Source organism: Aminobacter sp. Piv2-1, assembly GCF_037625995.1.
Taxonomy (GTDB): Bacteria; Pseudomonadota; Alphaproteobacteria; order Rhizobiales; family Rhizobiaceae; genus Aminobacter.
The window spans coordinates 157,940-180,928 of the sequence record NZ_JARKMU010000011.1 but is presented as its reverse complement, the minus strand read 5'-3'; the positions used below and the strand labels follow the sequence as shown (position 1 = coordinate 180,928).

18 protein-coding genes, 1 tRNA gene and 1 pseudogene are annotated in these 22,989 nt (G+C 67.1%); 9 read left to right on the top strand and 11 right to left on the bottom strand.

Annotation, left to right across the window (positions count from 1 at the left end; genetic code table 11):
* Nucleotides 1-139 precede the first annotated feature (139 nt).
* A complete protein-coding gene (locus AmiPiv_RS20000; RefSeq protein ID WP_340040201.1) occupies nucleotides 140-550 on the top strand; it encodes a hypothetical protein in 411 nt (136 codons plus the stop codon).
* Nucleotides 551-930: 380 nt separating this feature from the next.
* On the opposite strand, the gene AmiPiv_RS19995 is transcribed toward AmiPiv_RS20000, so the two are convergent.
* The 7 genes from AmiPiv_RS19995 to AmiPiv_RS19965 form a co-directional block, all read right to left on the bottom strand.
* Nucleotides 931-1,749, bottom strand: a complete 819-nt coding sequence (locus AmiPiv_RS19995) for an MBL fold metallo-hydrolase (protein ID WP_340040199.1) — start codon at nucleotides 1,747-1,749, stop codon at nucleotides 931-933.
* A 4-nt stretch (nucleotides 1,750-1,753) separates the two neighbouring features.
* Nucleotides 1,754-2,536, bottom strand: a complete 783-nt coding sequence (locus AmiPiv_RS19990) for a TatD family hydrolase (protein ID WP_340040197.1) — start codon at nucleotides 2,534-2,536, stop codon at nucleotides 1,754-1,756.
* 12 nt (nucleotides 2,537-2,548) lie between these two features.
* Complete coding sequence (metG, locus tag AmiPiv_RS19985; protein ID WP_340040195.1) at nucleotides 2,549-4,093, bottom strand: methionine--tRNA ligase; 1,545 nt, start codon at nucleotides 4,091-4,093, stop codon at nucleotides 2,549-2,551.
* 87 nt (nucleotides 4,094-4,180) lie between these two features.
* Nucleotides 4,181-5,236, bottom strand: coding sequence for a DNA polymerase III subunit delta' (locus AmiPiv_RS19980; RefSeq protein ID WP_340040221.1), 1,056 nt, complete (start codon nucleotides 5,234-5,236; stop codon nucleotides 4,181-4,183).
* Nucleotides 5,233-5,904, bottom strand: a complete 672-nt coding sequence (gene tmk, locus AmiPiv_RS19975; RefSeq protein ID WP_340040220.1) for a dTMP kinase — start codon at nucleotides 5,902-5,904, stop codon at nucleotides 5,233-5,235. The genes AmiPiv_RS19980 and tmk overlap by 4 nt, the downstream gene beginning before the upstream one ends.
* Before the next feature lie 116 nt (nucleotides 5,905-6,020).
* Complete coding sequence (locus AmiPiv_RS19970; protein ID WP_445206980.1) at nucleotides 6,021-7,187, bottom strand: D-alanyl-D-alanine carboxypeptidase family protein; 1,167 nt, start codon at nucleotides 7,185-7,187, stop codon at nucleotides 6,021-6,023.
* A 123-nt stretch (nucleotides 7,188-7,310) separates the two neighbouring features.
* Entirely contained in the window at nucleotides 7,311-8,582 is a 1,272-nt protein-coding gene (locus AmiPiv_RS19965) for a septal ring lytic transglycosylase RlpA family protein (protein WP_340040193.1), read from the bottom strand.
* A 412-nt stretch (nucleotides 8,583-8,994) separates the two neighbouring features.
* Between AmiPiv_RS19965 and AmiPiv_RS19960 the strand changes: the two genes are divergently transcribed.
* Nucleotides 8,995-9,084: transfer RNA gene (locus AmiPiv_RS19960), tRNA-Ser, on the top strand.
* A gap of 126 nt (nucleotides 9,085-9,210) precedes the next feature.
* Nucleotides 9,211-9,531, top strand: a complete 321-nt coding sequence (locus AmiPiv_RS19955) for a protamine-2 (modular protein) (protein ID WP_340040191.1) — start codon at nucleotides 9,211-9,213, stop codon at nucleotides 9,529-9,531.
* A 248-nt stretch (nucleotides 9,532-9,779) separates the two neighbouring features.
* Here AmiPiv_RS19955 and AmiPiv_RS19950 read toward each other — a convergent pair whose 3' ends face one another.
* Together AmiPiv_RS19950 and AmiPiv_RS19945 are read right to left on the bottom strand one after the other, a co-directional pair.
* Nucleotides 9,780-10,160 carry a cupin domain-containing protein gene (locus tag AmiPiv_RS19950; protein ID WP_340040189.1) on the bottom strand — a complete coding sequence of 127 codons (381 nt, stop codon included), beginning with the start codon at nucleotides 10,158-10,160 and terminating at the stop codon, nucleotides 9,780-9,782.
* 299 nt (nucleotides 10,161-10,459) lie between these two features.
* Nucleotides 10,460-10,651, bottom strand: a pseudogene (locus AmiPiv_RS19945) (PDZ domain-containing protein); the annotation flags it as partial.
* Between the two features lie 186 nt (nucleotides 10,652-10,837).
* Between AmiPiv_RS19945 and AmiPiv_RS19940 the strand changes: the two are divergent.
* Nucleotides 10,838-11,347, top strand: a complete 510-nt coding sequence (locus AmiPiv_RS19940) for a DUF6931 family protein (protein ID WP_340040187.1) — start codon at nucleotides 10,838-10,840, stop codon at nucleotides 11,345-11,347.
* Nucleotides 11,348-11,353: 6 nt separating this feature from the next.
* Here the strand turns inward: AmiPiv_RS19940 and AmiPiv_RS19935 are convergent, their stop codons facing one another.
* Complete coding sequence (locus tag AmiPiv_RS19935) at nucleotides 11,354-13,327, bottom strand: serine/threonine-protein kinase (protein ID WP_340040185.1); 1,974 nt, start codon at nucleotides 13,325-13,327, stop codon at nucleotides 11,354-11,356.
* 336 nt (nucleotides 13,328-13,663) lie between these two features.
* On the opposite strand from AmiPiv_RS19935, the gene AmiPiv_RS19930 reads away from it, so the two are divergent.
* Together AmiPiv_RS19930 and AmiPiv_RS19925 are read left to right on the top strand one after the other, a co-directional pair.
* Complete coding sequence (locus AmiPiv_RS19930) at nucleotides 13,664-16,327, top strand: caspase family protein (RefSeq protein ID WP_340040183.1); 2,664 nt, start codon at nucleotides 13,664-13,666, stop codon at nucleotides 16,325-16,327.
* 28 nt (nucleotides 16,328-16,355) lie between these two features.
* Entirely contained in the window at nucleotides 16,356-16,607 is a 252-nt protein-coding gene (locus AmiPiv_RS19925) for a hypothetical protein (RefSeq protein ID WP_340040181.1), read from the top strand.
* A gap of 14 nt (nucleotides 16,608-16,621) precedes the next feature.
* Here the strand turns inward: AmiPiv_RS19925 and AmiPiv_RS19920 are convergent, their stop codons facing one another.
* Nucleotides 16,622-19,534 carry a type VI secretion system ATPase TssH gene (locus AmiPiv_RS19920; RefSeq protein ID WP_340040218.1) on the bottom strand — a complete coding sequence of 971 codons (2,913 nt, stop codon included), beginning with the start codon at nucleotides 19,532-19,534 and terminating at the stop codon, nucleotides 16,622-16,624.
* A gap of 254 nt (nucleotides 19,535-19,788) precedes the next feature.
* Here AmiPiv_RS19920 and tssA point away from each other — a divergent pair, with 254 nt between their 5' ends.
* The 3 genes from tssA to tssC are packed head-to-tail and all read left to right on the top strand — an operon-like array spanning nucleotide 19,789 to nucleotide 22,983.
* Nucleotides 19,789-20,931, top strand: a complete 1,143-nt coding sequence (gene tssA / locus AmiPiv_RS19915; protein ID WP_340040179.1) for a type VI secretion system protein TssA — start codon at nucleotides 19,789-19,791, stop codon at nucleotides 20,929-20,931.
* Between the two features lie 6 nt (nucleotides 20,932-20,937).
* Nucleotides 20,938-21,477 (top strand): type VI secretion system contractile sheath small subunit, encoded by a 540-nt coding sequence (gene tssB, locus AmiPiv_RS19910; RefSeq protein WP_340040177.1) that lies wholly within the window; start codon nucleotides 20,938-20,940, stop codon nucleotides 21,475-21,477.
* Nucleotides 21,478-21,480: 3 nt separating this feature from the next.
* On the top strand, nucleotides 21,481-22,983 hold the full coding sequence (tssC, locus tag AmiPiv_RS19905) for a type VI secretion system contractile sheath large subunit (protein WP_340040175.1): 1,503 nt from the start codon (nucleotides 21,481-21,483) through the stop codon (nucleotides 22,981-22,983).
* The last annotated feature ends 6 nt before the right edge of the window (nucleotides 22,984-22,989 follow it).

The following is a 22,989-nucleotide window of genomic DNA, read 5'->3' as shown; positions in this document are numbered from 1 at the left end:
GTGCCGGCTCCGCGACCTGCGGTTTTTTGCTTGCCCGACGGAACTGCGCATCCCGGTGGAGAGTTGAAGGGGAAGCGTTCTCCGTCCCGCAGGATGCGCCCGGAGGCGCTTCATTTCCTTGGTCGATCAGGAGGCGAAAATGAAGCATCAAACGATCGAACAATTGCAAGCGCTCGCCGACATCCAAGCCGCGCCGACAATGACCAGAACGGAGCGGCTGGAACGTTGGGCCGAGCTGCTCGAACGCGATCCCGAGCGCAGGCTGGGAACGCTGTCGGGCACCGAGTATGCGCCCAGCGGCGCGCGCCAGACCATGCGCGTCGGCGGCTCGCCGATGACGGTCGCTTTCGACGACATGACCATGCGCGCCGCCGGTCTCGCCGATGACAGCTACGGCGAAGCCAAGCGGTTCTTCGAACTCTCCGACAGGCAACTGCACGACATCGTCTGCAACTGCCACTTCGGCAGCGCCGTCCGGTCCGGAAATGCCGCACGGCGCGTTCGCGCAGCCATCGGCCTGTGGCCGCGCATCAAGGCGCTCTTCGCCTGAGCCGGCCGGCCGCAGCTTCAGGGAAGCGGTCGCGCTTCCCTTGTCTTCTCTGATTGCCACGACTGGGCGCATGTTCAGCCGCGCTTTGGGCGCGGCTTTTTTTCATTCCGACGAAACAGCCGCAAATGGCGCGTAGGGGGAATGCACCTGCATCTAGGCTTAGGTCGCATAAGATAGATTATGGAACAATCGCGTTCCCGTGGACCGCCTCGAGGTGGGTACGCTACGGGAGATCGACTGCCGCCAAAGATATCGCCGGCAAGTCATGCTGACTGCCATCTCGGAGATCGCTGCGCTGCCTTCGTAGCTGCGAAGTCACGGCCTTCCTGGCGTCGCTGGCGACGTGCATGTGCGTCGATGTCGAGCCTGAAGACGTTCAGCTATGCGCCTGCGCCAAAAGCGATTTCGATCGCCATGCCGTCATAGGCCGGTTCCACGTGTGGCGGCGTCTCGGCCATCACCGCGGCGTAGTCGAGCGGCACGTGCATGTGGGTCAGCACCGCATGCGCGGGCTTCAGCCGGTCGATCCATTGCAGCGCCTCGGACAGCGACAGATGGCTGACATGCGGCTTGTGCTGCAGCGCGTCGACGACCAGCAGCTCGAGCTCGGCCATCAGAGCTGCCGTCGTTTCCGGAAAATCGCTGACATCCGAGCAATAGGCGATCGGCCCGATGCGGAAGCCGAGCGAGACGATGTCGCCATGGATCTGCGGCAGCGGCAAAAAGGTGAGGGGACCCCCCTCTCCTTCCACGACGAACGGCCTGTCGTGGCGGATCTGGTTCGGGCGTACGATCGGCGGATAAGAGCTTCCGAGCGGCGTCTCGATGCAATAGCCGAAGGCCTGTGTCAGGCGTTCGAGGGTGAAATCGTCGGCCCAGATATCGATCAGGCTGCCCCGCTCGAGCACGTAGCCGCGCAAATCGTCGATGCCATGGATGTGGTCGGCATGCGGATGGGTATAGACGACGCCGTCGATGTGCCTGACGCCGGCTGCCAGCATCTGGCCGCGGAAATCGGGCCCGGTATCGATGATGACGCGCGTGGTGCCGGCGTCCGAGATGCGCTCGACCATGGCGGCCGCGCGGGTGCGCCGGTTCCGCGGATTGGCCGGGTCGCAGGCGCCCCAGTCGCCGGTGATGCGCGGCGTGCCCGGCGAAGAGCCGCAGCCCAGGATGGTGAGGCGCAGCACGTCAGCCATGGCGTCAGGCCGGTCTCGGCATTTTAGTGAACAGGCGGAAGAAGTTGTCGGTGGTGATCGCGGCGACCTCTTCGGCGCTCACGCCGATGGTTTCGGCGAGCACGGCGGCAGTGTTTGTGACATAGGCCGGCTCGTTGCGCTTGCCGCGGTGCGGGATCGGCGCGAGATACGGCGCATCGGTCTCGACCAGCAGCCGGTCGCGCGGCACATCCCTGGCGATGTCGCGCAGGTCGGCCGAGTTCTTGAAGGTCAGGATGCCGGAAAACGACACGTAGCCGCCGAGCTCGACGCCGGCGCGGGCCAGTTCGGCGCCCGAGGAGAAGCAGTGCAGGATGAAGGGGAAGGCGCCCTTCCCCGTCTCTTCCGTCAGGATCGACGCCATGTCCTCGTCGGCCTGGCGCGCATGGATGACGAGCGGCAGCCCGGTTTCGCGGGCTGCGGCGATGTGCGTGCGCAGCCCCTTCGCCTGGGCATCGCGCGGCGCCTTGTCATAGAAATAGTCGAGGCCCGCCTCGCCGATCGCCACGACCTTCGGGTGCTGCGCCAGGCGGACAAGCTCGGCAGCAGTCACGTCGAGTTCTTCGCTGGCATTGTGCGGATGGGTTCCGACCGAGCAATAGACCTCGTCGAATTCCTCAGCGATCGCAAGGACTTGCGGGAACCGTTTCACCCGCGTCGAGATAGTGACCATACGCTCGACGCCAGCCGCCCTGGCGCGCGCGACGACGGCCGCGCGCTCCTCGGAGAAGTCGGGAAAGTCGAGATGGCAGTGACTGTCGACGAGCATGTTCCGGCAGCCTCAGCCTTCAGCCGCCGGCTCGACATAGCGCGGGAACACCGGCTGCGGCGCAGGCAGCGCGGCACCCGGAACCAGCGCATGCTTTTCGTCGACGTGGACGAAGTCGCGCTCGCTGACGTCAAGCAGGTCGAGCAGCTTGGCCGCCGAACCTGGGATGAAGGGCTGGCACATGATGCCGACGCGGCGGATCACCTCGGCGGTGGTCCACAGCACCGTTTCCATGCGTGCCGGATCGGTCTTCTTCAGGGCCCAGGGCTCCTGGCCGGCGAAGTAGCGGTTGGCCTCGGCCACCACCGCGAAGATCGCGGCGAGCGCGTGGTGGATTCCCTGCTCTGTCATCGCCTTGCGTGCCGTCGCCAGTGCCGCCGCCGCCTGGTCGAGGATCGCCTTGTCGGCTTCGGCGAGCGTGCCGCGCTCAGGCACCACGCCGCCGCAGTTCTTGGCGATCATCGACAGCGAACGCTGCGCCAGATTGCCGAGGTCGTTGGCGAGGTCGGCGTTGGTGCGGTTGACGATCGCCTCGTGGCTGTAGCTGCCGTCCTGGCCGAACGGCACCTCGCGCAGGAAGAAATAGCGCACCTGGTCGAGGCCGTAGTGCTCGACCATGGTGAACGGGTCGATGACGTTGCCGAGCGACTTCGACATCTTCTCGCCGCGGTTGAACAGGAAGCCGTGGCCGAAGACGCGCTTCGGCAGCTCGATGCCGGCCGACATAAGGAAAGCAGGCCAGTAGACGGCGTGGAAGCGCACGATGTCCTTGCCGATGATGTGCACGTTGGCCGGCCAGAAGCCCCACTTGTCGGCCCCCGCGTCGGGATAGCCGGCGGCGGTGATGTAGTTGGTCAGCGCGTCGACCCAGACATACATGACGTGCTTCTCGTCGCCCGGCACCGGCACGCCCCAGTCGAAGGTGGTGCGCGAGATCGACAGGTCCTTGAGTCCGGAGCGGACGAAACTCATCACCTCGTTGCGGCGCTCGTTGGGGCCGATGAAGTCGGGCTGGCTCTCGTAGAGCTGAAGCAGCTTGTCCTGGTAGGCCGACAGGCGGAAGAAGTAGCTCTCCTCCTCGACCCACTCCACCGGCGTGCCCTGCGGGCCGTAGCGGATGTTGTCGGGGCGGAGTTCGGTCTCCTCCTCGCCGTAATAGGCCTCGTCGCGCACCGAATACCAGCCGGCATAGCTGCTCTTGTAGATGTCGCCCCTGTCGGCCATCGCCTTCCAGATGGCCTGCGAGGCAGCGTAGTGGCGCTCTTCGGTGGTGCGGATGAAGTCATCGTTAGACGCATTCAGAAGCGTCGCCATCTTCTTGAATTCGCGGGAATTTCTATCCGCAAGCTCGCGCGCGGAGATACCTTCCCGATTGGCCGTCTGCAGCATCTTGATGCCGTGCTCGTCGGTGCCGGTGAGGAAGAAAACGTCCTTGCCGTCATGGCGCTGGAAGCGTGCCAGCGCGTCGGTGGCGATCAGCTCGTAGGCGTGGCCGATGTGCGGCTTGCCGTTGGGATAGGAGATCGCGGTGGTGATGTAGAATTTTTCGCGGGACATGGGAGGCCGTCGTCAATGTCTGAATGAAACGTGTCGCGGGTCAGATAACGCATCGGGCGGCCGATTGCCACCCGGCTCGGCCGGGCGTCACATTCGCATCGCGGCATTCAGGCGGTCGATCATGGCCAGGACGTGCTGCTTCTTGTCGAGGTTGTAGGTCTCGGTCTCGGATATCGCGTTCTGCGCCTCGTGCCAAGCGTCGGACAGTGCCTTGGCGCGCGACAGATCGGAGTTGCGCGCGGCTTCCGAAGCCGTGTCGGCCAGCAGGTCGAGGGCCCTACGGTTGAAGATGTCGAACTGGATCGAACTGTCCCGGCCCGCCACGGCGTCGGCGAGCTTGTGCGCGGCGGCGATGCCGGCGCGGCCGTTGCCGACGACGCGGTCGAGCGCCTCGGCGATCTCCAGCCCGCCATACTGGGTGAGCAGGATGGCGGCCCTGACGCTGCCCGCGGCCCGTGCCACGAGTGCGGCCCGCGCCTCCGGCTCTTCCGGCGCCGATTGTCCCGCCGCGTCGAGCGCCGCAAGCAGGCTTTTGTCATCGAGCGGCGTCAGCCGGACCGTCTGGCACCGCGAGCGGATGGTGGGCAGCAGGCTGCCGGGTGCATGCACGATGAGGATGAACAGGGTGCGCGCCGGCGGCTCCTCAAGGTTCTTGAGCAAGGCATTGGCGGCATTGGTGTTCATGTCGTCGGCCGGGTCGACGATGACGACCCGGTAGCTGCCGTCGTGCGAGGTCATCGACAGGAAGCGCGAGACCTTGCGGATCTCGTCGACGGTGACCACGGACTTGAAGCCCTTGGTCTTGTCGTTCTGCGGGCGCGTGAGATGCAGGACGCCGGGATGCGCGCCGGAGGCGACCTGGCGGAACAGGGCCGACTGCGGATTGGGGGCTGCGAACGCCTCCGGGGCGGTCCTGTGGTCCGGATTGGTCAGCAGATAGTGCGCCAGATGGAAGGCGAGCGTCGCCTTGCCGATGCCGACGGGACCGGCAAGGATCAGCGCATGCGGCAGCTTGCCGGCGCGATAGGCCGCGGCCAGCATGGAAGCCGCCTGTTCGTGGCCGAACAGATGCGGGTTCTCGGACGGCTCCGGCACTTCGTCGAGCGTGTCGTGCTGTTCGGGGGCAAGGCGTTCGAGCATCAGGCGTCCGCCCTCGCCCGGCTGCCGCTCGCGGCGTGCGCCTCGAGGGCGGCAAAGACCGCTTCCGTGACCGCATGCTCCACCGTCTCCGGCGGCTGCGCCGCGTCGATCACCCGGCAGCGCTCGGGCTCGCTCGCAGCGATGGCGAGATAGGCGTCGCGACGGCGGCGGTGGACGTCGACCGTCTCCTTCTCGAAGCGGTCGGCCACGTCCTGGCCACGCCGGGCAGTGGCACGCCTGAGCCCCTCCTCCGGGTCGAGGTCGAGGATCAGCGTCATGTCGGGCATCATGCCGTTGATGGCGACGCGCTCGACGGTTGCCATGAAGTCGGGGTCGAGATTGCCCGTGACGCCCTGGTAGACGCGCGAGGAATCGATGAAGCGGTCGCAGAGCACGATGGCGCCGCGCTCCACCGCCGGGCGGATGACCTGCTCGACATGGTCGGAGCGGGCCGCGGCGAAGAGCAGCGCCTCCATCTTCGGGCCGAACGGCTCGGCAGCGCCCGAAAGGAGCACGTGGCGGACCGCCTCGGCGCCGGGTGAACCGCCCGGCTCGCGCGTGACGACGATGTCGTAGCGCTTGTCGCGCAGCCTGGCGGCGAGGCGTTCGATCTGGGTCGACTTGCCCGCCCCTTCCCCGCCTTCGAATGTGATGAAGAAGCCGCGCGCCACTTCGATGCCCTTCTTGTCTGTCGCATGCCCGCCGCGCCCCGCACGCATGCGCGAGCGCCGTAGGAAACATGTAGGTGCCGTTGCTCTACAGTCGAGACCGGCAAAGGTCCATCGGCCTATCGCATCCAGCCGATGGCGAGTTCCTTGACGGCATCGAGCGCGCGGCTCTGCAGCGAGCCGACGCCGACCGTTTCGGCGGCGAAGAGCGGCGTTTCCTGGCTCAGCGTGTCGCCGATCCACACCTTGAGCGAACCGATCGGGGTGCCCTTCTCGACCGGCGCCGACACCGGCCCGTTGTAGACGACGCGCGCGACTAGGCGCTCGCGGCTGGCGGTCGGCAGGAAGATCGAGATGGGCTTCTGCGCGACCAGCCGCACGTGCGACTTGGTGCCGCCGAACACCTGCGCGTCGCCCACCGTCTCGTCGGCGGCGAAGATCTCGGTCTTCTCGAAGGCGCGCAGGCCCCAGTCGAGCAGCTTGCGCGTCTCTTCGGAGCGCTCTCGGTCGCTGGCCATGCCGGCCATCGCCAGGAACAGGCGCCGGCCGTCGCGGTTGACGGACGCCACGATGGAGAAGCCCTCGCCCTCGGTGAAGCCGGTCGCCAGTCCGTCGGCGCCGAAATCCATGGCGATCAGCGGATTGCGGTTGCGCTGCAGGATCTTGTTCCAGGTGAAATCGGGCAGGCTGTAGTAGCGGTAATATTCGGGATAGGTGCGCCACAGGTGCAGCGCCAGCTGGGCAAGCTCGCGCACCGTGGTCTGCTGGCCGGGCGCCGGCAGGCCGGTGGAATTGGCGAAGGCCGACTTCTCCAGGCCGATCGCGCGCGCGCGCTCCGTCATCTGCAGGGCGAAGTTTGCCTCGGAGCCGGCCATGCCTTCGGCCAGCACGATGCAGCCGTCGTTGGCCACCTGCACGGTCACGCCCTTGATGAGGTCCTCGATGCGGATCTGCGAGCGCACGGCGGCGAACATGGTCGTCGCCCGCGAAGCCGCTCCGCCGGTGCGCCAGGCGTTCTCGCTGACGGCAAAGGTGTCGTCGAGCTTGTAGCGGCCGTTCTTCAGCGCGTCGAACACCACCTCCATCGTCATGATCTTGGCGAGCGAGGCCGGCGTGAACAGCTTGTCGGGTTCCTTGGAAAACAGCACCGTGCCGGTCTCGGCATCGATCATGTAGGCCTGCGTGGCCTTGGTCTCGAACATTTGCGCATGCGCCTGGCCGACCAGGACGAGCATTGCGAGCAAGCCGGCCAACAGGGCACCGGTCGCGGATTTTCTGGAAGTCATTGGAGATTCTGCCCCGTTCGGCCTCGTATTCCGGTCGAGCGCAATGAGATTAACAGGCTTCGACCGCGCCCCGCAACCGTGGCCGGGCAGATAGCCACAGGCTGCATGTCCGGAAAAGGCCGGTCAGTCGTGGACCGCGAATGCGTCGGGCGCACCATGCGACCATGCGGCCTTCAGCATCGCGTCGAGGGAGTTGCGGCCGTCGGAATAGAGTTCGACCGAATACCAGGTCTTGCCGTCCATCTCGGTCTGTTCGATTGCGATGCGGCCGAATGCGGCAAGCTCGCTGGCGACGCGACGCGCCACCTTGTCGCTGTCGAAGGTGCCGGCCGAGACGTAGGCCTCGAAATTCGGCTCGGCGGCGCGCGGACCCGGGTTGAGCCGCTTCCACGAATTGACGATGTCGTCCGAGGACATCGCCTGCCCTTCCAGCGCATCGAAGGCGCGGGAAGCGCCGGCGACGCGCTCGCTGGCATAGGACAGCGTGTTGATCGCCATGCGGGTCATGCCGTCGGGCCGCTCCGGCGCGATCGGGCCGAAGTCCGGCAGCACGACGTCGACATAGCCATCCTGGGCCGCCATCGCAGGCTGCTGCTCGAACCGGGCCGCCTGGGCTGCGAGCGTGTTGACCGGCACGTTTGCCTGGATCACCGGGACCGGCGCGCTTGCGGCCATCGCGGCCGGGAACGCGGCGCCGACGCCGATGCTCGGGGTCGGGCCGTTCATAGCCACCATGACGCCGGTGGGCAGACCGTCGTTGGTCGGATCGCCCATGCCGGGGCCCGGCCTATAGGAAGCGAGCAGGTACTGGTCGTCCTGCCCCTCGAGCGGCGCCCTGCCGACATATTCGACCTGCACGTTGGCGGTGCCGCTGCGGGCATAGCCGAGCATTTCGGCCGCGCGCTTGGACAGGTCGATGACGCGCCCGTCGGAATAGGGACCGCGGTCGTTGACGCGCACGATCACCGAATTGCCGTTGGCCGTGTTGGTGACCCGGGCGTAGCTCGGCAGCGGCATGGTCGGATGGGCCGCCGTGAGGTTGGTCATGTCGTAGACTTCGCCATTGGCGGTCAGACGGCCGTGGAAGGCGTCGCCGTACCAGGAGGCGGGGCCGACCGCGACATAGGCGGGGTCTTCCTTGGGATAATACCACTTGCCCCGCACCTTGTAGGGGCTGCCGAGCTGGTCGCGGCCGCCGCCGCGCGGCAGGCCGGAGAGCTTGGTGGTGACGCGGGGGCTCGCCTTCACGCCATATTCGGACTCGGCAAAATATTCCTTCGAGCGCTTCTTGGAGGCGACGTTCGGGGCGGCGCAGCCGGCGACGAAGGCCGCAGTGGCGGCGAGTGCGACGAACCTGGCCGTGCGGCCGAGCCTCTTGCGCGCGGTATGCTGCATCGCCCCAGATGTCCCCTGCCAGTCCTACTTGCACGCCGACGGTCGAATCGGACCGTCAAGGCGGCCTACACATTTAAAAACAGTTGCCGCGCACGACCCCTGAACCTTGTGCGCAGGAAATGCTTGCCAGCGTATTAATCGACTGTGGTTCGATCCGGGCGCAATTATGGCGCGAATGTGGCGCTCCCTGCCCCGCCTCGCGGTGGGCATGGTTGGGCCATGGACCTGGAATGACACGAGCCGGGCGGCGTGTTGCAGCGCAGGCGGCAGCGGCGAGCCCGTCGCCCGGCCGGTAGAAGCAAAACGGCGCCGAACAAGTTGACGCGGCGAACCCGCGGGCGCTACAAGCGCGCCACGAAGGCCCGAACGGCCGCAGCATTCGTCGTTTTGCGAAGGTGGCGGTCAAGGCCTCGGAAGAGTGGCCGAGCGGTTTAAGGCACCGGTCTTGAAAACCGGCGTGGGCGCGAGTTCACCGTGGGTTCGAATCCCACCTCTTCCGCCAGTCGTGCCGCGGCGTTGCCAGCCAGTAAACCAGCCACTCTCGCGGTGACCACCGCCCGCCGCCGGTTCGGAACCAGCCAAAACCATGTTGAGCTGATGGACCCATCAACAGGATTGGGAGGTTCAAGTGAATCGACGACTATTCCTGATGGGAGTGCTCGGTCTGGCCGGAGCCGCCGTCACCGCTAGCATGGTGCAGCCGGCTTATGCGATGCCGGGCCTCCCGGGAGCCCGTCGCGGCATTCTGGACGAGCTCGACAACTCTGACGCCGATTTCATCGACGACGAAGAAGGAGCCGACATCGATCCTGTCCGCCACCGTGGACGGCGGCGACGTCGTCGACGCCGGGCCTGGCGGCGGCTCTGCCGGCGCTATTGGCACTACGGCAGGCGGGTCAGGCGCTGCTACCGGCGGCAGGTGTGGGTCTGGTATTGGGTGTGGTGGTAGTGCCGCATAGGGTCCGGCGGTTCGGGCCGCTCCCTGACGGCACTGCGACCATTGAACCGCGGGACGCCGCCACGACCAGCATCGGGTTTGCCGGGGCGGCCTCCGCCCCATGTGCGCGAGGCGGCCGGCAACGGTTTGCCTGCCGCCGTCGCGCCAGCCACGAAAAAAGACCCGCGCTGAAAATGGACAGCGCGGGCAAACCCGGTCATGGAAAAATGCGCCCGTTGACGGGGTGAATGCGCCCTGTCCTATGCCGGCTTGGCATATTGCTCGGCGCTCATGACCTCGATGCAGACGAAGCGCTCGTTGCCCTCCACCCAGGCGTCGTGGCCGGGCGGGATCGTATAGGACGTGCCCGGCTCGAAGGTCTTCTGGGTTCCGTCGTTCAATCTGACGGTCAGGCTTCCGGACACGACGTAGCCGACATGCGACAACTGGCAGCTGTCGGTCTTGGCGACCGGCTTGATGCACTCGGACCATCGCCAGCCCGGCTCGAAATTGAGCCGGCCGAGCGTGAAACCGGGGAGCCGCACGACTTCGACGCGCGTCTTGTCGGGCGCCCGGACTTCATCCGGGTCGTTGTGGGACTTGGATTCGAATTTCGTGACGTTCACTCCACCATCGGCCATGGCAACCTCCATATGCGATGCGGAGCCTGACGCTGGCACGCCTGATTCATATTATCAATTGCTTCAATAGATGGATGGGGCGCAGGCGGTACCGGAACACCCATGGCTGGCTGGATCGTTTCCGCCGAGATGGCCCGCCATTTGATCTAGCGCAAAGAGCCCGCCGCCGGGCCTGGCTAAGATTGGCCTCGTCGGGGGCAACCACCCTCTGTGTTGCCCCGGTCCAGCCTTGCTCGCCCGCGCCGTATCCCCATTCGGCGCGGGCTTTTTTCCGGCCGGCGCGACCATGTTGCCACCATTCAAGGCCGCGCGACCGGCAGCAACGTCCTGGTTTCGATCTTCCCGTCCACCGAGAAGATCAGGAATTCGGTCTCCTGGCCGATCCTTTCGCCGCCCATCAGCCTGACGAGATCGTCGACCCCGCCGACCGGAGTGCCGCCGATGGCGAGGATGTAGTCGCCCTCGCGCAGCCCGCCGCGGGCGGCCGGACCGCCGGTTCAAGCTGGCCGGTGCTGGCGGGACCAGGAGGGTCGACGGCGTGCAGCGCTGCGCCGCCGTCCAACGCCAGGGCGTAGATGCCGCTTCTTGCGGCGATCGCACGCATGGGTCGAGCGGGGAAGCAAACCCTGCTAGACTTCGCCCGGACAGGTTCCCTCGGCAGGCGAACGGGGCACGGCATGGTCGACGGACTGAGGTTCAAGACGGCGCGGCAGCTTTTCGCGGCGCGCCCGACGGCGGCCAGGGACATACTGGCCGTTCCCGACGACAGGCCGTCGGTGGAGTTCTGCCGCGCGCTGCTCGCAGGCAGGACGCCGGAGGAAGCGATCAGCTTCTGCGCATACATGCTGCCGACCCGCGCCGCCGTCTGGTGGGGGCATGAATGCCTGGGCAACCTCGGCGATCTCCTGGACGAGCAGGACCACGGGCTGCTCGCGCTGGTGCAGGTATGGGTGGGCGGGGCCGACGGTTCGTTCGGCGAGGACGAGGCGATCGACCGTCGGACGCCGGCCGGGTGGATCGCACTCGCCGCGTGCAGCGGACTGCAGGAACAGCCTGCCCGGGCCGTCGCCACCGGCATCCTGATGGGGCTGGCGCGGGTGACGCTCGACGAAAGGCGCTCGGTGCTTGCCGACTTCGTCGAGATGGGCATCGCCATCGCCGAAGCGGAAGCGCTGCAGCAGGCGTGAGAGCCTTCAGCGATCGAAGAGGAAATAGCCGACCGCGATTCCCGGCATGCCGGGCCGCGCCTCGATCTCGCGGCGGATCTTGGGGAACAGGTCGGAGGCGAGTTCGGGATCGCGGATGTCGGCGGCCCGGATGCCGCCGTCGCTGGCAAGCGCCATGATCAGATGGGGCTCGGGCTCGCCCGCCTCCTGGTCGTTGAGCGGAAACAGCTTCATGCTGAAGGTGGCTTCGCCGGTGTCGGTGCGCTTGAGCAGGCTGGCGAAATTGTAGACCACGCCGTCCTTGCCGATGAGGAGCAGGTTGACGTCGCGCTTGCCGGCCCCGGTCAGCTTGCCCTGCAGCGAATCTCCGACCTTGAGCCGGTCCTTGCTGAGTTCCAGCCCAGGGCTCGTGGCCGCATCGGGGCGCAGCGCCTCGAGGAAATCGGCGACGGGGCACTGGTCGCGTTCGATGATGCGGGGATCCAGGGTAGCCGTCCTGCCGAAGGCGCTGGAAAAATCGCGCCCGAGCTTGTCGAACGGCGCCTTGAAGGTGGCGAAGCCCTCGATCCGAGGGTTTTGGGCGCCGATGTCGGCGCTGGCGGCATAGAAGCACGGGCCGCCGTCGAAGGCTTTCAGCCAGTCGGCGGCGCTCGCCGGCACCGGCGCCGGCTTGGCGACGGCCTCCTTGGGCGGTCCGGCGGGCTTGGCGGGCGGTTTCGTTTCGGCCTGGCCGGAAGGTGCCGGAGCCACATTCTTGGTGGAGCCATCGGCAGGCGGCTGGATCGAGGGTTCGAGCGCCGGCTTGCCTCCCTCGCCCGGCTGGCCCTGGCCGCCACCGGCCAAAAGCCCCTCGAGCGCACCGGAAAAATAGGCGCCGCCGCCGGCAATGACGAGCGCTGCCAGCGCCAGGGCCGCGACGAGGCCACCTCGCCCCGTGGGCTCCCGGCGAGGCGCGGCCGGGCTCGGCGGCGCCGGCGCTGGAGCGGGTTTGGCCGGCCGCTGGGCGTTGCGCCAGGGAGCGTCGCGCGGCAGGAGCGATTCCGGCGGCGGCGGAGGTTTTGGCGTTCCCGGCGCCGTGGCCGAGCCGGGAGGCCGCCAGGAAAGCTCCGATGCCGCGGACCTCGCCGCAGGCGGCGCGGTCGCTCCGCTCGTCTCGCGCAGCCACTCCACGATCTCGGCGGCACTTTGCGGCCGGTCGGCCGGGTCGGGCTGCAGCATGGATTCGAGCAACGGCCTGATCTCGCCGTCGATACCGCTCAGGTCCGGCAGGGAGCGCCGCTTCTCGATCACCTCGACGGGCGAGCTGCCCATGTCGAACTGCCTGCCGCGCAAAGCGGCCGCAAGCACCAGGCCGAGGCTGTAGATGTCGGAGCGCTCGGTGACCTCGCCGCCGAACAGCCCGACCTGCTCCGGCGAGACGAAGCTGTATTTGCCGGCAAAGCTGCCGCCGAGCAGCGTGCCGCCGCCGACATTGGTCGAGCGGGCGATGCCGAAGTCGATGATCTTGGTCTTTTCGACATTGCCGCCGGGCAGGACGATGTTGTCGGGCGACAGGTCGCGGTGGATGACCCCGGCCTCATGCGCGACCGACAGGCCGGACGCGACGCGCGCCAGCATCTTGCGCGCCTCGCGCGGGTCGAGCGGCCCCTTGCGGATGCGCTCGCCCAGCGACTGGCCGTCGACGAACTCCATGGCGAGATAGGGCCGGCCGATCGTCGGGTCGATGGTGAAGACGTGGTAGCGCACGATGGCATCGTGCGAGAGGTGGTTGAGGATCGAGGCTTCCTTGCGGAACAGCGCCAGGATGGCCTGGTCGCGGGCCAACTCGCGCAGCACCACCTTGATGGCGACGGGGTCGCCGGTCTGGATGTTGTGGCCGCGGTAGACCTCGCCCATGCCGCCGGTGGCGATGTGCTCGTCGATCTCGTAGATGCCGTTGAGCTGGACGCCCGGGCGCACGCCGGCATCAGGCGCGATGCGGGTCTTGTCGTCCGACGTCATGACCTTGTTCCATCGATGCGCGAGCGCCGGTCGGCCATTGCTTCACACCTGCGGGTGCTGGATCACGGCGCGACAATAACACGGAATTTTGCGCCCGGCTTGCCTTCTGCCGGAGCCGCCCAGGGCGACGTTTACCGCCTCCGGCGATCGCCGTTGACACGTCATCCGGCAAGGAGGATGCTCGCAGCCGAGACTGCAAGCCGTGCCTAGCCGAGTGAACGCTGCGATCCCAATGGAGGAGGCAGTCAATTGGTGTGCGGGGGCTTGTCGCCCAGGCGCAGTGCTGGTTTCCCTGCGCGCCTTTTCGGCGCCATTCTGGCGTGCGCCGCAATTCTCGTGCTTGCCATCGGCACTGCCTCGGCCGCCGGGGTGAACGGCCGCCGGGCAGCACTCGTCATCGGCAATTCGACCTACCAGAACCTCGTGCAACTGCCCAACGCGGTGAACGACGCCGACCGCATCCGCGAGGTGCTGGAACGGGCGAATTTCGAGGTCACGCTGGGCAAGGATCTCGACAAGAAGGGCCTGGAGGAATCGATCCTCGGCTTCCTGCGCACGCTGAACGACGGCGATGTGGCCCTGTTCTACTACAGCGGGCACGCCGTGCAGGTGGCCGGCAACAACTACATGATCCCGGTCGACGCCAGCCTCGCGACCTCCTACGACCTCGAGGTCGAGGCCTACAACATGTCGAACCTGCTCGAATACATGCGCGAGACCTCGTCGCTGCAGATCGCCATACTCGACGCCTGCCGCGCCAACCCCTTCGCCAACAATTCCTACTATGTCGGGCAGAAGAAGGTGGCGGTGGAAGGCAAGAAGGGCCTCGCCACCGTGGCGCCCGAGACCGGCACGCTGATCGTCTATTCGACCGCCCCAGACCAGGTGGCGCTGGACGGCAGCGGCGACCTCAGCCCCTTCACCGGCACCTTCGCCGAATTTGCGCTGAAGCCGAACGTGGAGGTGCGCAAGCTGCTGAGCGACATCCGCTCCGAGGTGATCCGGCGGACGGACGGCAAGCAGACGCCGTGGGATGCGTCGAGCCTGACGTCGTCCTTCTTCTTCGTGACCCGGCAGAACCTGCTCATCATCGAGGACCTGCGCGAAGTACGCGTGCCGCCCGGCATCGAACAGGTGGCGCTGCGCATCTCGCCGCCGATCACCAGCGGCGACACGCCGCTGGGGCTGAGCTTCACCAAGCTGCCCGACAAGGGGTCGCTGTGGCTCGACGACAAGAAGCTAGATCTCGACAGCAAGATCGCGGCCGACGACGTCGAACGGGTCATGTTCAAGCCGTCCGCCGCCGACATGACCGCAGACGAGGTGCGCTACACCGTCACGACCGAAGGCGGGCGCAGCGCCAGCGGCATCGTCAAGGTGGTGGTCGACCCCAAGGCGACGGCGGAGAAGCCGGTCAAGCCGACGCTCGCCATCCAGCGCGGCGAGGAGGAAAAGCCCAAGCCCGCGCCGAAGCCGATCCAGGTGGCCATGGCCTCGGACATCGGCACCGGCTTCGTGCCGATGCCGGAAGAGGTGGTGCGCTCGGTGAGCGTGCCCAGCGGCTGGCTGCGGCTCGAAAGCCGCGATCCCGAGACCCAGGTGGCGGTGGGCGAGGACGTCGTGTCCGAGGGCGATCTGATCAAGGTCGAGGACATTGCCAAGCTGCGCATCCGTCCGTCGCTGCGCGTGGTCAGCGACGCCGAGGCTGCCGAGCCCAGGGTGGCGACCGGCGCGCAGCCGGGCACCGAGACCAAGCCCGCGGCGGCTCCCCCGCCCGCGCCGAAGGCTATGCCGGCGCCGGTGCGGACCGTGGTGCTGACGCCGGCCGTCAAGACGCAGGCGCCAGCGCCGATCACCATCAAGGTCGCGGTGTCGGTCAACGAATGCGACACGCTTGCGGCCGAGCCGCTCGACGTCCAGGCCGTGTCGGACGGCAAGCTGCCCAACGACATCGACGTGCCCAAGGCGCTCGCGGCCTGCAAGGCGGCGGTCGGGCAGTATCCGGACGTCGCGCGCTTCAAGTACCAGTATGCGCGCGCGCTCTATGCGAACGGCCAGTTCGACGCAGCATTGGGTGAGCTCAATGCGGCCAGCGATGCCGGGCACGTGCGGGCGAGCTATCTGCTCGGGCGGTTGTATCAACTTGGCTCAGGCGTGAAACGCGACCTCGCCAAGGCGGTTTCGCTTTATGAGGCTGCCGCCAAGCGCGGCGATCCGTATTCGCAATATGCGTTGGGCCGAGCGCTGATCGACGGACGCGGCGTTGGCGCCGACATCGACCGCGGCTTGGCGCTGCTGGCCGGCGCCGCCGAGTCCGGCCACACCTATGCCATGAACCAGTTGGGCTGGGAGTACCACATCGGCGAGCGCGTGCAGAAGGACGACGCAAGGGCGCTGCGCTTCTTCACCGAATCCGCCGGGCGGCAGGACATCTACGGCATGGTCAATCTCGGCATCCTCTACCGCGACGGCGCCGGCGTGCAGCAGGATACCGCCAAGGCCGCCGAACTGTTCGAGAAGGCCCGTGCGAACGGCCATCCCTATGCCGGCCGCCTGCTGGGCCGCATGGCGGTGAAGAACAACGCGGCTGATCCCGCCACCCTCGCCCGCTGGTATCGCGAAAGCGCAGAGCGCGGCGACGCCTGGGGCGCGCTGTTCGCGGCGGAGCTTCTCCAGGACAATCCGGCGCTCAAGGCGGACGACGGCGAAGTCATCCGCCTGCTTGCTCTGGGCGCGTCTCAGAACGTGCCCGACGCTTCAGACGAAGCGAAGGCGGCGCTGGGCAAGATGGGCAGCCGCGACATCGGCATGCAGGTCCAGGCGGCGCTTGCACGCATGGGACAGGACGTCGGCGACATGGACGGCGTTTTGGGCGCGCGCAGCCGCGAAGCCGCGAATGCGGTTCTTGGGGGGGCAGCACCGCGCGAGCCGCGGCAATTGTTGATCGATCTGCTTCGGAAGGAGTGGCTGGCCTCAAGGCCCCGGCTCGACATGCTCTGAAATCTTGAAACCGACAGGGAGACACGAAATGCGATCGCTCGTCCTCAGGCTGCTCATGGCGACCGCGGCCGTATCGGTGGCGGGGTGTCTCCCGATGATGAAGGCGGAGGAGCCCGTCGTGGTCCAGCCGGCTCCGGTCCAGGTCAAGAAGGCGCCGGTGAAGAAAGTGGCGGCGCCCGTTCAGCAGCCGGTGCAGAAGAAGGTGGTCAAGAAGCCCATCGTTCCAACGGCTCCAGCCTCCAGCGATCGCGGCGACAGCGGCGGTGGTTGGGGTGGATGAGTCGCTGGCTGTCGCTACCCAAACTCATAGGTGAACCCCTCATCTGACGCGCCGACGGTGACGCGCGTGAGCTTTTCGCCGTCGAGCGAACGGTTGAGCACGCCGCGGCTCAACTCCGGCAAGAGCGTGTTGGTCAGGAGGGCGTCGATCATGCGGCCGCCGGATTCGATCTCGGTGCAGCGTGCCTTGATCAGCTCCATCACGCCCTCGCCGATGACCAGCTCGGCGCCGTGGCTGGCGGCGAGCCGCCGCGCGATCTTGGCGAAGTGGTGGCGGGTGATCGCTTCGATCATGTCGCCCGACAGCGGGTAGTAGGGAATTGTCACGACGCGGCCGAGGAAGGCGGCGGGAAAGACCTTGAGCAGCGGCGCCCGCAGCGCCGCGTCGAGGTCCTCGATCTTCTCGCGCAGCTGACCGTTCCTGGTCTTCTGCATGATCACCTCCGAGCCGACATTGGAGGTGAGCAGGATCAGCGCGTTCTTGAAGTCGATGCGCCGGCCCTCGCTGTCGTCCATCATGCCCTTGTCGAAGACCTGGAAGAAGATCTCGTGCACGTCGGGATGCGCCTTCTCGACCTCGTCGAGCAGGATCACCGAATAGGGCCGTCGCCTGACCGCCTCGGTCAGGATGCCGCCCTTGCCGTAGCCGACATAGCCGGGCGGCGCGCCCTTGAGGGTGGAGACGGTGTGCGCCTCCTGGAACTCTGACATGTTGATGGAGATGAGGTTCTGCTCGCCGCCATAGAGCGTTTCGGCCAGCGCCAGCGCCGTCTCGGTCTTGCCGACGCCGGAGGGACCGCAGAGCAGGAACACGCCGACCGGCTTTTCCGGCGCGCCGAGGCCGGCGCGGCTGGTCTGCACGCGCTTTGCGATCATCTCCATGGCGTGGTCCTGGCCGACGACGCGCTCGGCCAGCGTCTGCGCCAGGCGCAGCGCCTTCTCGGTCTGGCTCGACAGCATGCGGCCGGTGGGGATGCCGGTCCAGTCCTGCACCACGGCTGCGACCGCGTTGCGGTCGACCGACAAGAGGATGAGCGGCGCCTCGCCCTGGGCTTCGGCGAGCGTCGCCATCAGTTGCTTGAGCCGGGCGAGATCGGCTGCGGGGTCGGAGGGCGGTGGCGCGTCTTCAGCGGCGCTACCCCCACCCCTAACCCCTCCCCACAAGGGGGCGGGGGACTCTTGCGCCTGCCCGGCACTGTCGCCAGCGGCCGTAGTGGCCGGAGCACCGGTTTCGAGAACAGTCTGCGGATCAGTGAGCGCTTGGCCAGTGGCGTCTCCAACGGGCGCAATCGGTTCCGCTTCCCCTCCCCCTTGTGGGGAGGGGCTAGGGGTGGGGGTATCCCGCGTGATCCCGCCCGATGCCCCGGCTGTGGCCGCGTCCAAGGCCACCCCCTGCCCGCGCAGCCGGGCGCGCAGCTCCAGGATTTCGGCGGCGAGCGCCTTCTCGGCGTCCCAGCGCACCTGCGCGGCCGCCAGCGCCGTTTCGGTCTCGGTCAGGCCTGCTTCGACGCGCGCGCGCCTGTCGTCGACCTCTATGCCGATCGCAGCCTCGCGGCCGATGATGCCCTGCTCGACCTCGAGCGCCTGCTTGCGGCGCATCAGGTCCTCGACCTCGCCCGGCCGGGCGTGCTGCGAGACGGCGACGCGGGCGCAGGCCGTATCCAGTAGGCTGACCGCCTTGTCGGGCAGTTGGCGGGCGGGAATGTAGCGGTGCGACAGCCTGACGGCGGTTTCGATCGCCTCGTCGAGGATCTGCACCTGGTGGTGCTTCTCCAGCATGCCGGCGACGCCGCGCAGCATCAGGATGGCGGCGGCCTCCTCGGGCTCCTCGATCTTGACCACCTGGAAGCGGCGGGTGAGCGCGGGGTCCTTTTCGATGTGCTGCTTGTATTCGGCCCAGGTGGTGGCGGCGATGGTGCGCAGCTCGCCGCGCGCCAGCGCCGGCTTGAGCAGGTTGGCGGCATCGCCCGTGCCGGCAGCGCCCCCGGCGCCGATCAGCGTATGCGCCTCGTCGATGAACAGGATGATCGGCACCTCGGACGACTGCACCTCGTCGATGACCGCCTTCAGCCGCTTCTCGAACTCGCCCTTGACGCTGGCGCCCGCCTGCATCAGCCCGACGTCGAGCATGCGCACGCTGACGTCCTTGAGCATCGGCGGCACGTCGCCCTCGGCGATGCGCAAGGCGAAGCCCTCGACCACGGCGGTCTTGCCGACGCCCGCCTCGCCGGTGAGGATCGGGTTGTTCTGGCGCCGCCGCATCAGGATGTCGACGATCTGGCGGATTTCGGGATCGCGGCCGACCACGGGATCGATCTTGCCGTCCCTGGCGCGCTGGGTGAGGTCCGTGGCGTATTTGGCAAGTGCGGAATCGCCGCCCGGCACGCCACGCCGCGGCGTCTCGGAGGCAGGCGCAGCGACCGGCGCGCCGGCCTCGATCGAACCCTCCATAACCTCGCCGAAGCGGCCGATGACGGCGTCGGCATCGACCTTGTCGAACTCGGCGCTGATCTTCGACACCAGCCCTTCCAGCACCGGTGTCCTGAGGCAGGCGAGCAGGATGTGGGCGCTGCGCACCTCCTCGGTGCCGAATTCGAGCGTGGCGAGGCTCCACGCCTCCTGGATGGCATGGAAGATGTGGTCGGAGAACTCCTCGATCGAGGTCGCGCCATAAGGCAGCTTGTCGACGGCGCGCGTCATGTCGGCGGCCAGTCGTGCGGCGTCGACGCCCGCGTCGCGCAGGATCATCTGCATGTCGGAGCGGTCCGACAGGACCAGCTGCTCGATGAAGTGGACGAGCTCGACATAGGGGTTGCCGCGGAGCTTCGCGGTGTCGGCGGCGGCCTTGAAGGCGCGCACGCATGTGGGGTTCAGCTTGCCGACGAGTTCCTTGCGCTTGACGCCCTGCGATGCCCTGCGCTGCTGCATGCCCCTTTGTTCCATGGGACTGCTCCGATGGCCGGACTGCGTTGCCGACAGCTTGCCACACAAAACGGAAGTTTACAAAGCGGTGCCGGGGCTTAGCTGCTTCGGGCGGAACCGGAACAATTCGCGCCTTGCCGGTCACCATCGCTTAAGCCATGGTCTCGCCCAGCTTTGAGCACGCACTGAATTGTGATAAACCAAGACCGAGTGACAATACCGGCGACTTCCGACCTTCGAGTACTGGCGTGGGGGGATGCGTGGTTGATCTTGCTCTCTGGCTTAGCCCGCTGGACGGTGCGAATCCGTCGGGAGAAGATTTGCGCAACGATCCCCGCTTCCATGAGCTGGAGCGGCTGACCGAGCCCGCCGCCGAAGTCGTTCACGACGCCAACAACAAGCCCTCGGCGGAAGTCGCCGTGCCGGTCGACTGGCCGGCCGTCCTGCGCAAGGCCGACGAACTCCGTCCGCATGGCCGCGACCTGCGGCTGCTCATCATCGTCACCCGCGCGCTCGCCAACGAAGAGGGTTTTCCCGGTCTCGCCGAAGGCCTGACGCTGATCGCGCGGAGCTTCGAACAGCACTGGGAGACCATGCACCCTGCCCTGCGGCCGGCGGGTACGCCGCGCGACGCGGCGCTGAGACGCGTCAACGTGCTGCTCGACCTGCAGAATGCCCAGGACGGGCTGTTGGGAAACCTGCGCCGCATGAAGCTGTTCGCCCCGCGCGGCGTCGGCCCGGTGAGCGGCCGCGACCTCGAGCAGGCAGCAATCGACGAGCGGGTGATGCTGCAGGAGGCGGCACAAGGTCTGAGCGGCGGCGAAAGGGCAGCACTTGCGACCGCCCATGAGCAGCTTCTGGCACGGGTGCGCAGCGCCTGCGCGGCACAAAGGGACCAGGGTCCGGCGGAACTGGACCGGGTGGTGGCGGAGCTGCGGGCCGCGCGAGCGGCGCTGGAGGAACTCGACAAGGCTTTCAACGCCCGCGTCGAGGCGACGGGGCCCGCCGTGCCGTCGCTGTCGCGCTTCCTGGAACGTGCACTGGCCACGCTCGAACGCGTGTCGGCGGCGCAGACAGCCCCCGCCGGCGCCGAGGCGACCCCGCCCCCGGTCGGCAACGGCCGCGACCATGCGCCGGCAGCCGTCCAGGCGGGAGCGGCGGTGCTGCCGGAGCGGATCAATTCCCGCGACGACGTGGTCAAGTGCCTCGACCTCGTCATCTCGTTCTACGACCGAACCGAACCGTCGAGCCCGATCCCGCATCTGGCGCGGCGCGTGCGCAGGATGGTGCCGATGGATTTCGTCGAGCTGATGGAAGATCTGGCCCCCTCCGGGCTGAAGGAGTTCCGGCTGCTGGCCGGGGTTCCGGACACGAAGAAGACGCCCCAGAAGGATGAAAGGTAGCCAAGCATGCCAGCCGAAAGCAAAGCAAAGGTCATCGAGCGCAATCGTGCACCGCGCGTGCAGATTGCCTACGACGTGGAGACCTACGGCAGCCCGACCACGATCGAACTGCCGTTCGTCATGGGCGTGATGGCCGATCTCTCCGGAGCGTCGCAGACCAGGGAAGCGATGAAGTCGATCCAGGATCGGAGCTTCGTCGAGACCGACGCCAACCGGTTCCCGAAATTCATGGAAGCGCTGGGGCCACGGGTGAAGGCGCGGGTGAAGAACACCCTGCCAGTCGCCGAGGGCCAGGCGACGGACGAGGAGCTGGCGGTCGACCTGAGCTTCGCCAGCATGGGCGACTTCGCTCCCGACAAGGTCGCCGAGCAGGTGCCGCAACTGGCGGAAATTCTCAAGATGCGCCGCCAACTCGTTGAATTGCTGGGCTTCATGGACGGCCGCGTGGATGCCGAAAAGCGCATCGCCCAGCTCCTGAACAACGAACCGCTTCTGGGACAGATCGCCAGCCAGGCCGTGGCCGGCGAAGACAAGGTCGAGGGCTGAACCATGGCCGAGCAGCAGAAAGTCGCAACCGTCGCCGAGGCCGAGGCCGTCGACCTGGGCGAATTCGGCGAACTCCTCGAAAAGGACTTCAAGGTCAAGAAGGACGACAGCGAGAAGCTGCAGCAGCTGGTGCGCAACCTGGCGCTCGCCGCCAAGTCGCGCTCCGAGACGACGACGATCTCGTCGAACGCGATCAAGTCGATCAAGTCGCTGATCGCCGGCATCGACAAGATGCTGTCGGAGCAGGTGAACGAGATCCTGCATGCGCCGGAAGTGCGCGAGATGGAGGGCACCTGGCGCGGCCTCTGGTACCTGGTCAACAACACCGAGACCGACCAGAAGCTGAAGATCCGGGTGATGAACATCTCCAAGGAGCAACTGGCCGACACGCTCGAGGACTACGAAGGCCAGATGTGGGACCAGAGCCCGATCTTCAAGAAGGTCTATACGGACGAATACTCGATGTTCGGCGGCGAGCCGTTCGGCTGCCTGATCGGCGCCTACGAGTTCTCCAACCACCCCCGCGACGTCAGCCTGTTGCGCAACATCTCGGGCATCTGCGCCTCGGCGCACACGCCGTTGATCGCGGCCGCCTCGCCGCGCCTGTTCCGCATGGACAGCTGGCAGGAGCTGCCGAACCCGCAGGACCTGCAGCAGATCGTCTCCAACCCGGCCTATGCGTCGTGGCAGTCGCTGCGCGAAAGCGAGGACGCGCGCTACATCGGGCTGGCCATGCCGCGCGTGCTGGCCCGCCTGCCCTATGGCTCGGAGACGGTGCCGGTGAAGGGCTTCGCCTTCGAGGAGGAGGTGCAGGGCGACCACCACAGATATGTCTGGATGAACGCCGCCTTCCCGATGGGCGTCAACATCAACCGCAGCCACAAGCTGTTCGGCTGGGGCACCCAGATCCGCGGCGTCGAGAACGGCGGCGCGGTGATCAACCTGCCGGTGCACAGCTTCCCGACCGACGACGGCACGGTGGCGATGAAATGCCCGACCGAAGTGGCGATCGACGACCGGCGCGAGGCGGAGCTCGCCAAGCTCGGGCTGATGCCGATCCTGCACCGCAAGAACACCGACATCGCGGCCTTCATCGGCGCCCATTCGCTGCAGGACGATGAGACCAGGGCAGGCCGGCTGGTCGATCCGGACGCCCAGTCGAACGAGCGGCTGAGCGCCAACCTGCCCTATCTGTTCCCGGTCTCGCGCTTCGCCCACTATCTGAAGGCGATCGCGCGCGACAAGATCGGCTCGTTCAAGGAACGCTCCGACATGCAGATCTGGCTGACGGAGTGGATCAACCGCTACGTGCTGGCCAACCCCGCCTTCGCCGACGACAAGGCCCGCGCCAAGCGGCCGCTGGCCGCGGCGGAAGTCCAGGTCGACAGCGTCGAGGGGCGGCCCGGCTACTACAACGCCCGCTTCTACCTGCGCCCGCATTACCAACTGGAAGGGATCAACGCTTCGCTCCGCCTCGTTTCGGAGCTGCCTTCGGTCAAGTCCTGATTTTGT

Excerpts from the sequence above, each read along its gene's own strand:
- AmiPiv_RS20000 (WP_340040201.1), top strand. The coding sequence starts at position 140 with ATGAAGCATCAAACGATCGAACAATTGCAAGCGCTCGCCGACATCCAA.
- AmiPiv_RS19995 (WP_340040199.1), bottom strand. The coding sequence starts at position 1,749 with ATGGCTGACGTGCTGCGCCTCACCATCCTGGGCTGCGGCTCTTCGCCG.
- AmiPiv_RS19990 (WP_340040197.1), bottom strand. The coding sequence starts at position 2,536 with ATGCTCGTCGACAGTCACTGCCATCTCGACTTTCCCGACTTCTCCGAG.
- metG (WP_340040195.1), bottom strand. The coding sequence starts at position 4,093 with ATGTCCCGCGAAAAATTCTACATCACCACCGCGATCTCCTATCCCAAC.
- AmiPiv_RS19970 (WP_445206980.1), bottom strand. The coding sequence starts at position 7,187 with ATGACTTCCAGAAAATCCGCGACCGGTGCCCTGTTGGCCGGCTTGCTC.
- AmiPiv_RS19965 (WP_340040193.1), bottom strand. The coding sequence starts at position 8,582 with ATGCAGCATACCGCGCGCAAGAGGCTCGGCCGCACGGCCAGGTTCGTC.
- AmiPiv_RS19950 (WP_340040189.1), bottom strand. The coding sequence starts at position 10,160 with ATGGCCGATGGTGGAGTGAACGTCACGAAATTCGAATCCAAGTCCCAC.
- AmiPiv_RS19940 (WP_340040187.1), top strand. The coding sequence starts at position 10,838 with ATGGTCGACGGACTGAGGTTCAAGACGGCGCGGCAGCTTTTCGCGGCG.
- AmiPiv_RS19935 (WP_340040185.1), bottom strand. The coding sequence starts at position 13,327 with ATGACGTCGGACGACAAGACCCGCATCGCGCCTGATGCCGGCGTGCGC.
- AmiPiv_RS19925 (WP_340040181.1), top strand. The coding sequence starts at position 16,356 with ATGCGATCGCTCGTCCTCAGGCTGCTCATGGCGACCGCGGCCGTATCG.
- AmiPiv_RS19920 (WP_340040218.1), bottom strand. The coding sequence starts at position 19,534 with ATGCAGCAGCGCAGGGCATCGCAGGGCGTCAAGCGCAAGGAACTCGTC.
- tssB (WP_340040177.1), top strand. The coding sequence starts at position 20,938 with ATGCCAGCCGAAAGCAAAGCAAAGGTCATCGAGCGCAATCGTGCACCG.
- tssC (WP_340040175.1), top strand. The coding sequence starts at position 21,481 with ATGGCCGAGCAGCAGAAAGTCGCAACCGTCGCCGAGGCCGAGGCCGTC.